This is a genomic window from uncultured Chloroflexus sp. (genome assembly GCF_937951745.1).
GTDB lineage: Bacteria > Chloroflexota > Chloroflexia > Chloroflexales > Chloroflexaceae > Chloroflexus.
Genome location: NZ_CALFBQ010000039.1, coordinates 40,466 through 52,760, shown reverse-complemented (window position 1 = coordinate 52,760; position 12,295 = coordinate 40,466). Strand labels below are relative to the sequence as shown.

Here is a 12,295-nt window from a genome sequence, read left to right as displayed (position 1 = left end):
GTGGTACGGCTCCCGCATATTGTGGGAACGGAACGCCGCACAGCGGTGCGGCGTTCCCCCACGTGGCCGGTGTCTGTCCCGAATTACCGTCTGCTCAGCGCTAGATGCGCTTCGTAAAGAAGACGCTCGGTGGTATCCCAGCCGACGCAGCCATCGGTTAGCGAGACGCCGTACTTGAGGGCGCTGCGGTCGGCGACGAGTGGTTGCTTACCCTCGAACAGATTACTCTCAAGCATCATACCGATGATCGGCAGATTCTCTTCGACCATATAGCCGAGCACCGTCTGCCAGACGGCTTCTTGGCGGCGGAAATCGCCGCCGGAGTTGGCGTGGCTACAGTCGATCATGACTGCGGGTGTCAGTTCAGCTTCGCGCATTAGGCGCGTCGCTTGCACGACATACTCAAGGTGATAGTTGGGGCCGTGGCGACCACCGCGCAATATCACGAAGCTGTCGGGGTTGCCGGTGGTGCGCACCACGCCGCTGCGGCCGTCTTCATCAATGCCGAGGAAGCTGTGCGGCACCGCCGCTGAGACGCAGGCGTTGACGGCGACTTGGATCCCGCCATCGGTGCCGTTTTTGAAGCCGACCGGCATCGAGACGCCGCTGGCCAGCGCGCGGTGGGTTTGGGCTTCGCTGGTGCGGGCGCCGATGGTGGCGAGGCTGATCTGATCGTCGAGGTACTGCGGGCTGATCGGGTCGAGCATCTCGGTGGCGACTGGCACACCTAATTCATTAATCGCCAGCAACAGTTGGCGGGCGATGCGCAGGCCGGCTGCCATATCGAACGAACCGTCGAGGTGGGGATCGTTAATCAGACCGCGCCAGCCGACGGTCGTGCGCGGTTTTTCGAGGTAGGTGCGCATCACGATCAGCAACTGATCACTGAGCGGCTGTTGGAGGGCTTGCAAGCGACGGGCGTAGTCGAGCGCCGCTTCGGGATCATGGATTGAGCACGGGCCGACGACTATAATCCGACGCTGGTCGTCGCCGCGCAGAATGCGGCGAATCGCGGCGCGGGCCTCGGCGACGGTTTGGGCCGCAGTAGGGGTAATGGGTAACTCGGTCTTGAGCGCACGCGGCGGTTGCAACGGCGTCAATTCGCGGACGTGCAGGTTTGCTAATGGCGTCTGGTTCATAGGGCGTATGCTAACTAAGAGAAAACGCAAAGACAGAGGTACGTGCCTCTGCGTCTTCGCGTCTGGTATTCAAATGGCCGGTACTAGTATACCGCGAATTGCAGCGAGCGCGCAGCGCGGGATGGGGCTGTGTTCTCTGCGATAGTCATTTATTCTCCGGCCATAATGCGTTCGTAAGCGGCACGCAGCGCAGCAGCTTCCTCATTACTGAGCGGCATGAGCGGCAAGCGCAGCGCTGTTTCGGGCAAGTTGCTTGTCCAAGCCAACGCGGCTTTAAGCGCCGTCGGGGTATTGATCGGATCGATCAGGTCGCGCACAGCGCTGAGACGAGCTTGGGCTGCCGAGACATCACCGCCGTTGTGGTAAGCATCGAACACGGCGCGGGCAAGGCGGGGGAAAGCGCTGGAAAGAGCGGTAATCGCGCCGGCGGCGCCATCGGCCAGCGCGCGGGCGATGAGGCGGTCGCTGCCAGTGAAGATGCGCAATTGCGGGTAACGGTCGATCAGCATCTTGGAATGCTCCCAATCGCCGCTGCTATCTTTAAGGCCAAAGAACTGGCCGGGATGGCTATCGAGCAGGCCATCGATAATTGTGGTCGTGATTGGTACCCCGGTCACTTGCGGGATGTGGTAGAGCATGACCCGCGCATCCGCCGGCAATGCGTCGCAGAGAGCGCGAAAATAGGCCAAGATACCGGTCTCGCTCGGTTGCTTAATATAAAATGGCGGCATCACCAGAATCGCATCAACCCCTAACTCAACCGCTGCCCGGCTCAGCGCAATCGTATCGGTGAGCGCCGCGCAGCCGGTACCGGCAATGACGCTTAGTTCACTACGGTGTTGCATAATGATCTCAAGCGTTCGTATGCGTTCAGCGACGCTCATCGATGGCCCTTCACCGGTAGTACCGAGTGCAAGGACGCCATGCATGCCGCCATCAGCCAGAAATTGTACATATCCCGGCAGCCATTCATAATCAACCGGGCCGACATCGCTGGTGAATGGAGTGAGCATTGCGCTGATAATGCCCTGAATCTCTGCCATAGCCGCTCCTCCTCCCTGATCATTGCATTTGGTAGAATCTACCACTAATATCATTTTGCGTAAACAAGATATGCGTTGGGGATGACACCCAACAAGATGATCATGTCCGTGTTCGTAGGGGATTGCTTCGGGTTTTCTAGATAATATTTCGCATTGCCTAGACCGACCCTCGCAATGACACTTAGCAAGATCAGTAGGGAGACAGCCCTGTCTCCTTACCGCGCCACATGGTGTAGAATCAATCGGCGGCAAGCAAGCTTATCAGTGAAGAAGGCGGTTATGAAAGGTCTTGTGCTGAGCGGCGGCAAAGGAACTCGGCTCCGTCCGATTACGTATACCAGTGCCAAGCAACTGGTGCCAGTAGCGAATAAACCCGTTCTCTTTCGTGTGATCGAAGCCATCCGCGATGCCGGCATCACTGACATCGGCATTGTGATCGGCGATACCGGCGACGAGATCCGCGCAGCGGTTGGCAATGGCCGGCGGTGGGGGGTCAAAATTACCTACATCCCGCAAGAAGCGCCGCTGGGGTTGGCGCATGCGGTCAAGATTAGCCGCGATTTTCTCGGCGATGACCGATTTGTGATGTTTTTAGGCGATAACTGCATTCAAGGCGGGATCAGCCCGTTGATCGAGCAGTTTGGGCGGAGTGACTACAATGCGCAGATCGTGTTGAAAAAAGTAGCCGATCCGCGCTCGTTCGGCGTCGCCGAACTTGATGATGATGGGCGTATCATCCGGTTAGTTGAGAAACCGCGTGAACCGAAGTCGGATCTGGCACTGGTCGGGATTTACATGTTCGATCACCATGTCTTCGAGGCGGTTGAGGCGATCCGGCCCTCGGCGCGCGGTGAGCTGGAGATTACCGATGCGATCCAGTGGTTGGTGAGCCACGGCTACAATGTCTACCCCTACATCCATGAAGGGTGGTGGATCGACACTGGCAAGAAGGACGATATGCTCGAAGCCAACCGGCTGGTACTCGACGAAATGGAGCCGTCGGTGCAGGGCTATGTCGATCGCGACTCCCAGTTGATCGGCAAGGTGATCATCGAGCCGGGGGCCGAGATTATCAACAGCACGATTCGTGGGCCGGCGATTATTGGCGAGCATACGCGAATTGTGAATGCGTATGTAGGGCCGTTTACCTCGATTTACCATCACTGCCACATCGAAGAGTGCGAGATTGAGCATAGCATTGTGCTGGAATATTGCACCATCCGCGGGTTGCCCCACCGCTTAGAAGACAGTCTGATCGGGCGTAATGTCGAGATTGGGCGCAGCCCGCTGCGGCCCAAGGCGTACCGATTGATGTTGGGTGATAACAGTTCGGTGGGCGTGTTGTAGGGACGCAGCCCGCTGCGTCCCTTGAGGCACAGCACGCTGTACCACTACCACCCCGTCGTATCCATCTCGTTCTGGTCTTCTTGGCGGCGCATGCGCCAATACTGCGCGGCGAAGCAGATGAGGGTCGTGCGATCAAACACATTCGCATCGATGTCGTTGCGTACATCAAGCGCCTTGTAGAGGTTATCGATATATTTGCGCACGGTACTCTCACTCAAATTGCGTTGGCGCGCAAGATGGTCAGGTGTGAAGTGAAGCTGCATGGCTATTTCGCGCAAGTGGTGCGACAGACGGTCGAACCGAGGTGCGATTCGTTGCACGGCGGCGCGTAAGCGCGGATCGTCAATCGAGGCGAGAAAGTAGTCTGATGGCTGCATTGTCGTCTCCTTGGGTGGTGCCGTGTTCTTGTCTGCGCGCTCGCCCGGCCTTCGATCTCTGTGATGAGCGGTCGTACTATTGCGCGGAAGTCAGTTTTGGTTGGCTCACATCAAGAAATGCCAACAATGGCCGAATTTGGCAGCGATGTTGGCTGTGCGGAATGCAATTGGGCAGTGGGATTGCGAATGGTGAACAGGGTCAAGGAGAGTGAGGATTGCATAACTGGCTTGCTTTTCTCGCGAAGTTGATTAAGAGCTAAGAAGTAGCTTTACGGATCGCGCTGCATTTGCTATGCGGCGCAGCCATACTCTTTGGATCGAAGCGCAGGGTGACTAGCTGCCACCCTCCCCTCCATTCCCTCCCGGCATCCGCGCCACCACCTGCGGAGCGATCTCATCGCCAAGAGTGATAAACAACGAGCCGAAGTGGATGATCTATCCGGTTGCCGTGCGCATAGCAGAGATAGAGAATGGCGGTGCGGCGTCGCTCGCAGGAGCGGTGTAAGCATCGGGAGTATGCTCCCACAACTCGCTGAAATGGGGTCATTCCCACCAGCGCGCTACCTGCTCGATATACCATGACTCACGTTCACAATAAGCGTTTTGCACCTTAAAGCCGTAAATGTTCCGCTGAGCGAAACAGCGCCATCGCTCGTGATCAAGGTAGAGCAGGTGATAGACCGGTGAACGCGGATCGAACATCATCTGTATCACATTGCGCATTTCCGCCGGTATCGCTTCATACTCCGCGCGCGCGATACTCGCTACAGCGAGCAAACACTCGTTCACATCGAGCACATCCCAATCGCGGTTGATGGTGTATACCGGCAGCGGAACGAACTGCATGACCTTGCGGGCCACCTGCACGAAGGTTGCTAATGCCTCGCCTGACCGGTACGGTTGAATGGGGTCATGATGGGCGGTCATCAGCAGCCGGTTGCCTTCAGTGAGATCGCATTCTAAGTAATCGGCAATCGTCATCACGATATCGCGTGACGGCGGTTTCTTAACTTCCCGGACCGGAGAGCTGGGCATGACGAATAGACCTCGCGAAACTGGTTGTCGGTGAAGGCCCAAGGTTCGTGTTGCCAATGGCTCGGCGGACGTTGCTGCTGGGCCAGTTCATTGCGCCGACGCCGGCGTAATTCTTCGACCGTCGTGACGAACGCTTAGCAGGCAGGATGAGCGTTGGTGGTTTACAGCGATCCCAAACGGCTATCGTAAGTTTCCTTGCGATTGATATTGGGCGCCGAACGTCTCAAAACTACCCAGCAGGCGTCATGTAATTAGACAGCTTGATCGGTTCATTCTTTATGTCTATACTATAGAGTACGAAATACCCAAAATCTTTGAGCTTTCTTGCGGTTATTTTGAGGTCTTCTTTTTTATATCGACCGGCCAATGGATCTCGAGGCTGAACTCAACTCATTACGCCGCGACATCGAGCAATTACGCGCCGAAGTGTATGAGCTGCGCCGTTGCTGCGAGCAGCACAATGCCTCACGTCATGGTTTCCAGCGCTCAGCCGATCGCTTGGCAATCTTCGCCGAATTTGTGAAAACACAGTTGAAAACGATACCTTCTGAGGAGTCTCGTCGTGGCCGGCGCTATCGAACTCATGCCGAATTGGCCGAGGCGATTGGTCTCTCAAATGCGACCCTCAGCCGCAAGTTGCACGGGAAAGAGCCGTTGTTACCGGCGGATGTTAAGCGAATCGTGCGTCAATTGTTGATCTGGGGTTGTTTAGATAGTCGGCTGCGCGTTCGACAGATATTGAGTGAGATGGGAGTAGAGGATTTCACTCCGGCAGAATACCAAGAAATCGAACACATTCGTGGTTACGAAATCTATCCCTATGCTCGATCGAAGCTTGATCGTCTGCGTGATGATCTCAGTTCGCAACAGATTGCCGAATTAGTACAGCGGGTAGGGTACGGGGACGGGCAACATACTCCCGACACACTGATCACGTTTATGCGTGAGCGAAAAGAATACCCGCAACTACGGATGATGGCGCTAGAGGTGTATTTACGGGCAACGCCTCCGACGCAGCGACGGGCTGATGTGTGCAGTGTGTTGCTCCATGATTTTGATGCCAGCGTGCGTAAGTTTACCGTGCAGATGATGCGAGAGTATCAGGTGCCTATAGCCGAAGACGACTTGTTGCACGTACTCAACGACTCGCACCAAGATGTGGTATTAAACGCAGTCAAGCTGGCCGGTGATTTCGTCCGCGCGCAGCGCATTGATCCGGTCTACCTGACTATTCCCAATATCGCCAATCATCGCTACTGGTTGATTCGCTGGTTGGCGATAGAGGCAATTACTGATGCCGATGCCGAATATAACAAGCCGGAAACAATTACTCTTTTGCAGGCATTTGCCGGATCGAAGTATTGGAAGTCGCGCAAGCGGATTATTGAGTATATCGGCGAGCGTTACCGACGTGGCAATCTAGTCGGTGACGATTATCATATTGCACTGGCTTTGCTCGATCAATGGGCAACCGATGGTCAATCATCGCCTGAGAATACAAAACGGGCCCGCACCATGGTAGCACTATTGCGGAGTGCTTCGTAACTCATCATTGTTTCCCAAACACCTCTTGCCACACGTCGTACACCGTATTTTTGGGCGCGCCCAAGGCTTGGGCGGCGCGGCGAACGGCGGTGCTACCGCTGATCCCTTGGGCGGCGAGTTGGCGGAGGTAGTCGGCGATGGTGTCACGAGTGACTGTGGCTGCTGGTAGGCGTAAGCGTTGACGGTCACGTTTGTGTTCGCCGGTTAAGGTAGCGCCAGCGATGACAATGGTAAACTCGCCGCGGGGAGGGTGGCTGGTAAAGTGTTCGATCAGCTCGTTCGCAGTGCCACGAATAGTGGCCTCGAAGCGTTTAGTGAGATCGTTGGCGACGGCGAGTTGTCGTTCGCCAAGTGTTTCGGCGATGTCACGCAATGTTTCGATGATACGGTGCGGCGTCTCGAAACAGATCACGGTGACGGTCATATCAGCGATCTCACCAAGCAGTTCGCGTCGTTCACGCGCTTGGCGCGGCAGAAAACCAACGAACAGAAAGCGGCTGGTTTCCATGCCTGACACAACCAAGGCGGCGAGTGGCGCGCTGGGGCCGGGAATGGGCGTCACCGCGTGCCCCGCCGCGAGACACGCCTGCACCAGTTCTTGACCGGGGTCGGAAATTGCCGGCGTACCGGCATCTGATACCAACGCAACATCACCGGCTTGCAGCTCAGCGAGTATCTCGTCGCGCCGAACCAGTTTGTTGTGTTCGTGGTAAGAAATGCAGGGGGTTGTAATCTGGTAGTGGTTCAGCAGAATGCGGGTATGGCGAGTGTCTTCGGCAGCGATCAGTCGCACTTCGCGCAAGACACGCAGCGCGCGCAAGCTAATGTCTTCGAGATTGCCGATGGGGGTGGCGACGAGATATAAGGTGCCCATGGATAGTGCTCTCGTATTTTACCGCCAAGGACGCGGAATAGCTGATCGCGATCATGCCCTCGTATCTTCCCGCCGAGAGCGCAGAGGACGCGGAGGGTGTGCGATAGCCACAGGGCATAACTTGCTACAGCAGCGCATGGCAGGCCAGCCTATTGTCGCACGCTGCACTGCCGGGCGTGATGGCGACGCACGCCGGGCATTATGGAGCCGCACGTCGTGCGGTTCTACTGATTATAGGGCGAATTGTTGCCGCCAATAATCTAACACCTCGGCCACGATCTGTTCGATGCCGATTTCAGGTTGCCAACCGGTGGTTGCGCGCAGTTTGCGATTGTCTCCCTGTAAAATCGGCTCATCGACCGGGCGCAGGCGAGCGGGATCGACCTGTACCTTCACCGGCACGCGCCCCATCGCGACCACCATATCAACAATATCGCCGATCCGCACCGCTTGGCCGGAACAGAGGTTGTAAACCTCGCCGGGAGCACCGTGTTCGAGCAGCAGCCACAGCGCACGTGCTACGTCGCGGGTATGGCTGAAATCGCGTTTCGGCGCCAGATTGCCCACGTACATCACCGGTGGTTGCCGGCCCGCTTCGATCAAGGCCATCTGGCGGCAGAAGGTTTGGATCGAGCAGCGGTCGCCTTGGCGCGGGCCGACGTGGTTGAACGAACGGGTGACAACGACGTGCAGGCCGTAGCTGGCGTGATACTGCAAACCGCTCAGCTCGGCGGCAACTTTGCTCACGCCGTAAGGGCTGGCCGGGCGGAGCGGGTGATCTTCGCGGATCGGCACATCTTCCGGGCGCACCGGCCCGTACTCGGCGCTGGTGCCGGCGATGTGGATGCGGGCATGCGGCACGTGGCGGCGGGCCGCTTCGAGTACGTTGATTGTGCCTTCCACGTTGGCCCGCATCGTGAGGATTGGCGCATCCCACGAGGCGCTGGGGTAGCTCTGTGCGGCAAGATGGAAGATGCGGTCGGGTCGGGCAGCGGCGATGGCGCGATCAACCGAGAAGGCGTCTTCAATATCACCCTCGTGGATGGTGATCTTGCCCAACAGATGCGCAATCGGGCGCGGATCGCTGCGCCAGCGTTTGAATGCGTGAATGTCGAGGTCGGGGATGGTCAGCAGGTAGTCGGCCAGAAAACTGCCAACCGGACCGGTAATGCCGGTGATAAAGACGCGCATAACGCCTCCGTGATTGTTATCGCCGCCTATCATACCACGTTTGGGCCGGTGCTCCTATGGTATGATCGCTGTGTTATTGATAATACGGAGCACGCATGATGCTATGGCAAACCGCCCTCGCTCGCCATTATGACCTTCACGGCGCCCTCGCGCCATTACCGGGCGAATATGACCTGAATTTCCTTGTCACTGCCACTGACGGCGCTCAGTATGTGCTGAAAGTGATGCGACCGGATTGCGATCCGGCGCTAGTGGAGATGCAATGCGCGGCGCTAGAGCATCTGTGCCGTATGGCGCCTGAGCTGCCGGTGCCGCGATTAGTGCGCTCGACTGGTGGCGAGCCATTCGTGGTTGAAGCGGGCCGGTTGGTCTGGTTAATCACGGCTGTGCCCGGTGAACTGTATGCCACCTTTCGCCCACACACCGCAGCGTTGCGCGCTGACGTAGGCCGTCAAGCCGCCCGGCTCGATCAGGCGCTGGCCGGTTTTGCCCACCCCCTGCTCGATCGCCCGTTGAAGTGGAATCTGTTGCAGGCAGAGTGGGCGACGACGGAGTTAGCGGCGATTGCTGATGCCGAGCAGCGCCAGCTTGCCGCCGCGGCGCTGGCCGCTTACAATCAGATTCGCCCGGCCTTGCTAGCGTTGCCGCATACCCCGATCCACAACGATCTCAACGACTACAACCTGCTGGTGACGGCGGATGGGCGCGGCCAGTTTGCCATCAGCGGTCTGCTCGATTTTGGCGATCTCTGCGCTGCGCCGCGCGTGTGCGAAGTAGCGATCGCCGCCGCGTATGCTATTCTCGACCAACCCAATCCGCTGCGTGCGCTCAGCGAGATTGTCACCGGTTATCATGCGGTCTGGCCGCTCGGCGCCGCTGAGATTGATCTGATCTGGCCGTTGGTGCGCACTCGGCTCACAGTCAGTGTGATCAATGCAGCGCTGATGAAACAGCAGCGACCTGACGATGAATACGTGACCATTTCGGAAGCACCGGCGTGGCGCTTGCTGAGAGCTACTGCTGCGATGGATGCCGCACTGGTTGCTGCTCGGCTCCGTGCTGCTTGTGGGTTGCCGATCAGCGATGCAGCGGCACGAGTAGTGGCTTGGTTACATGCGCAGCGTGGCCGTTTTGCGCCAGTGCTTGGTCGTGAGATCGGTGATGCGCCGGTAGTGAGCCTCGCTGCCGGTGAAACGCCGTTGCCGCGCGATCCTTTTGGGTTGAGTGCGACGGAAGTGATGGCGTTAGCCAGTGCCACAGATAACCCGGTGCAGATCGGTCGATACGGTGAACCACGCTTGATCTACACGGCGCCAGAGTTTTTTGCCGAATTATCGCCGCTGGCCGAACGGCGTACCATTCACCTCGGAGTCGATCTGTTCGCGCCCCCCGGTACACCGGTTTGCGCGCCGCTCGATGGGGTGATCGTTGCGCTTGAGCATCGCACTGCGCCGCTCGACTATGGCGGGATGGTGGTGTTGCAGCATCAGACACCGGAAGGTGACCATTTCTACACGCTGTACGGTCATCTCGATCCGATATGTATGCGCAAGTTAAAGGTTGGTCAAGCACTAGCAGCCGGCCAACTCTTTGCCGCACTCGGCAGCAGCGCCAACAACGGTGGCTGGCAGCCTCACCTCCATTTCCAACTCATCTTGCACTATGGTGCGTTGGCCAGCCACTGGCCCGGCGTGGCCGCCCCGGAAGAAGGGGACTGGTGGCAGGCAGTGTGCCCCAATCCAGCGGCGCTGCTCAATCTGTCTGACGCCTACGTTGCCTACCGTCCGCTCGATACCGTCGACCTGCTGCGCGAGCGTCGCCACCATTTCGCCGGCAACCTACGCCTCAGTTACGCCGAGCCGTGTACGCTGTTGCGGGGCTGGCGGCACTATCTGTTCGACGAATGGGGGAGGGCGTATCTCGACGCCTACAACAACGTTCCCCATGTCGGACATGCCCATCCACGCATTCAGGCCATCGCGGCGCAGCAGTTGCAGATGCTCAACACGAACACGCGCTATCTGCACCCGGCCCAGATCGCTTTCGCTCACGAACTGTTAGCCAAACTGCCGCCCTCGTTGAGCGTCTGCTTCTTCGTCAATTCTGGCTCGGAAGCTAACGAGCTGGCGTTGCGGCTGGCACGGGCCGCTACCGGCGGACGTGATATGATCACGATTGATCATGGCTACCATGGCCACACCACCGGCGCAATCGACATCTCAGCCTACAAGTTCAACCATCCTGCCGGCAGCGGTAGACCTGATTGGGTACAAGTTGTTCCTGCACCCGACCCGTATCGTGGCCCTTACGGCGACGATGGCGAACGGTACGCTGCTGCCGTTGACGCGGCGCTCGAACGGATCGCGGCACGTGGTGGCCGACTGGCCGGTTTCATCGCCGAGACGTTTCCCAGTGTGGCCGGGCAAATCATCCCGCCACCCGGCTATCTGGCGGCGGTCTATCGTCGCATCCATGCCGCCGGTGGTGTCTGTATCGCCGACGAAGTGCAGACCGGGTTGGGCCGGTTAGGGACGCACTACTGGGCCTTCGAGACCCAAGGCATCGTGCCCGACATCGTAGTGCTGGGCAAACCGCTCGGCAACGGCTATCCGATCGGTGCGGTCATCACTACTGCCGAGATTGCCCGTGCCTTCGACAATGGACTCGAATTTTTCTCGACCTTTGGCGGCAGCACGCTGTCGTGCGTGATCGGGCGCGAAGTGCTGCGGATCATTGACGACGAAGGATTGATGGCTCACACCGCTCGGATCGGCGCCGAGCTGTTGACCGGATTGCGCGACCTGCAACAACGCTATGCCATCATTGGCGATGTGCGGGGGATGGGCTTATTTATTGGCGTGGAATTAGTGACGGATCGGGCCACCCGCGCGCCGGCCACCGCAGCGGCCAGTTATCTCAAAGAGCGCCTGCGCGCCGAACGGATTCTGATCGGCACCGAAGGCCCATTCGATAATGTGTTGAAGATTCGACCGCCGTTGACCTTTGATCGCGCCGCACTCACCATTTTCCTCGAACGGTTAGAAGCTATTCTTGGCGAGAGTTTTCTTGCGCGGCAATCCGCTTGATCGCTCTGCCGCAACACGACCGTGCGTGCAAGATTCTCCACGCCACATTCACACCATCTTCACAATTGCCGGCTATCTTGATGGTGAAACTGGTATCATACAACCCAGTCACAATACAGGAGTGAAGCGTATGGAACAACGAAGAGTGAACTGGCCGGCATGGCTGGCGCTAGGCATCTCGTTGATAGCGCTCGTGGTTGCCTTGAGCAGCATCGCGATGAGTCAACGAGCAATGTGGACGATGTGGGCAACGTCGGCGGGGGCCAATCTACCGACGATTCCAAATCTCCCTCCCGGCTGGCAGGGCCGGGAAGAGCGTGGCCAATTTACCCCTCCATTTACCCCTCCCGCCCGGCGCGAGCGCACATGGGGTGAGCGGGGGCAGGTGATGCCACCCGTGATGTGGGGTGACCGAATGCCCGGTATGCTAGGTGGGAAGGGATGGTTCAGCGGCTTGCTTGGTCTGATTGATGGGCTGCTGAAGCTCGCGGCGCTAGCTTTGCTGATCTGGCTGGGCATCCGTATCTTCCGCCAACGCCAAACGCCACCCGCGCCGCCCGCGCCACCTGCGCCGCCGTTAACCCCCGCCGGTCACGACCCGCGCGTCGAATAAATAATGTTGAGAGCCGCACGTCCGTGCGGCTCTGCCGCGCTTGAT

At 58.3% G+C, this 12,295-nt stretch carries 10 protein-coding genes; 4 read left to right on the top strand and 6 right to left on the bottom strand.

The genetic code is table 11. The features are described 5' to 3' along the window. Positions 1–83: 83 nt before the first annotated feature. Positions 84–1,139 carry a 3-deoxy-7-phosphoheptulonate synthase gene (locus Q1A59_RS10030; RefSeq protein WP_299644932.1) on the bottom strand — a complete coding sequence of 352 codons (1,056 nt, stop codon included), beginning with the start codon at positions 1,137–1,139 and terminating at the stop codon, positions 84–86. 149 nt (positions 1,140–1,288) lie between these two features. Then, complete coding sequence (locus Q1A59_RS10025; protein ID WP_299644931.1) at positions 1,289–2,182, bottom strand: dihydrodipicolinate synthase family protein; 894 nt, start codon at positions 2,180–2,182, stop codon at positions 1,289–1,291. Positions 2,183–2,461: 279 nt separating this feature from the next. Between Q1A59_RS10025 and Q1A59_RS10020 the strand changes: the two genes are divergently transcribed. Beyond that, positions 2,462–3,529 carry a glucose-1-phosphate thymidylyltransferase gene (locus Q1A59_RS10020; RefSeq protein ID WP_298402751.1) on the top strand — a complete coding sequence of 356 codons (1,068 nt, stop codon included), beginning with the start codon at positions 2,462–2,464 and terminating at the stop codon, positions 3,527–3,529. A gap of 44 nt (positions 3,530–3,573) precedes the next feature. On the opposite strand, the gene Q1A59_RS10015 is transcribed toward Q1A59_RS10020, so the two are convergent. Continuing rightward, the gene (locus tag Q1A59_RS10015) at positions 3,574–3,906 is read right to left on the bottom strand and encodes a hypothetical protein (RefSeq protein WP_298402754.1); all 333 of its coding nucleotides are present in this window, start codon (positions 3,904–3,906) and stop codon (positions 3,574–3,576) included. A gap of 543 nt (positions 3,907–4,449) precedes the next feature. Continuing rightward, the gene (locus Q1A59_RS10010; RefSeq protein WP_298402756.1) at positions 4,450–4,941 is read right to left on the bottom strand and encodes a hypothetical protein; all 492 of its coding nucleotides are present in this window, start codon (positions 4,939–4,941) and stop codon (positions 4,450–4,452) included. A gap of 366 nt (positions 4,942–5,307) precedes the next feature. Between Q1A59_RS10010 and Q1A59_RS10005 the strand changes: the two genes are divergently transcribed. After that, positions 5,308–6,486, top strand: coding sequence for a hypothetical protein (locus Q1A59_RS10005; protein WP_298402757.1), 1,179 nt, complete (start codon positions 5,308–5,310; stop codon positions 6,484–6,486). A gap of 4 nt (positions 6,487–6,490) precedes the next feature. Here Q1A59_RS10005 and rsmI read toward each other — a convergent pair whose 3' ends face one another. Both rsmI and Q1A59_RS09995 read right to left on the bottom strand, forming a co-directional pair. Next, positions 6,491–7,360: a 16S rRNA (cytidine(1402)-2'-O)-methyltransferase gene (gene rsmI, locus Q1A59_RS10000; RefSeq protein ID WP_298402758.1), complete on the bottom strand. Its 870-nt coding sequence runs from the start codon at positions 7,358–7,360 to the stop codon at positions 6,491–6,493. A gap of 231 nt (positions 7,361–7,591) precedes the next feature. Next, complete coding sequence (locus Q1A59_RS09995) at positions 7,592–8,551, bottom strand: GDP-mannose 4,6-dehydratase (protein WP_298402759.1); 960 nt, start codon at positions 8,549–8,551, stop codon at positions 7,592–7,594. 95 nt (positions 8,552–8,646) lie between these two features. Between Q1A59_RS09995 and Q1A59_RS09990 the strand changes: the two genes are divergently transcribed. Beyond that, on the top strand, positions 8,647–11,637 hold the full coding sequence (locus Q1A59_RS09990) for an aminotransferase class III-fold pyridoxal phosphate-dependent enzyme (RefSeq protein WP_299644930.1): 2,991 nt from the start codon (positions 8,647–8,649) through the stop codon (positions 11,635–11,637). 130 nt (positions 11,638–11,767) lie between these two features. Beyond that, positions 11,768–12,250: a hypothetical protein gene (locus tag Q1A59_RS09985; RefSeq protein ID WP_298402761.1), complete on the top strand. Its 483-nt coding sequence runs from the start codon at positions 11,768–11,770 to the stop codon at positions 12,248–12,250. Positions 12,251–12,295: the final 45 nt, after the last annotated feature.

What these genes read in the sequence shown, in the direction of transcription:
- Q1A59_RS09985 (WP_298402761.1), top strand. Translation starts at nt 11,768, where the DNA reads ATGGAACAACGAAGAGTGAACTGGCCGGCATGGCTGGCGCTAGGCATC.
- Q1A59_RS10010 (WP_298402756.1), bottom strand. Translation starts at nt 4,941, where the DNA reads ATGCCCAGCTCTCCGGTCCGGGAAGTTAAGAAACCGCCGTCACGCGAT.
- Q1A59_RS09990 (WP_299644930.1), top strand. Translation starts at nt 8,647, where the DNA reads ATGATGCTATGGCAAACCGCCCTCGCTCGCCATTATGACCTTCACGGC.
- Q1A59_RS10025 (WP_299644931.1), bottom strand. Translation starts at nt 2,182, where the DNA reads ATGGCAGAGATTCAGGGCATTATCAGCGCAATGCTCACTCCATTCACC.
- Q1A59_RS10030 (WP_299644932.1), bottom strand. Translation starts at nt 1,139, where the DNA reads ATGAACCAGACGCCATTAGCAAACCTGCACGTCCGCGAATTGACGCCG.
- Q1A59_RS10005 (WP_298402757.1), top strand. Translation starts at nt 5,308, where the DNA reads ATGGATCTCGAGGCTGAACTCAACTCATTACGCCGCGACATCGAGCAA.
- rsmI (WP_298402758.1), bottom strand. Translation starts at nt 7,360, where the DNA reads ATGGGCACCTTATATCTCGTCGCCACCCCCATCGGCAATCTCGAAGAC.
- Q1A59_RS10020 (WP_298402751.1), top strand. Translation starts at nt 2,462, where the DNA reads ATGAAAGGTCTTGTGCTGAGCGGCGGCAAAGGAACTCGGCTCCGTCCG.
- Q1A59_RS09995 (WP_298402759.1), bottom strand. Translation starts at nt 8,551, where the DNA reads ATGCGCGTCTTTATCACCGGCATTACCGGTCCGGTTGGCAGTTTTCTG.
- Q1A59_RS10015 (WP_298402754.1), bottom strand. Translation starts at nt 3,906, where the DNA reads ATGCAGCCATCAGACTACTTTCTCGCCTCGATTGACGATCCGCGCTTA.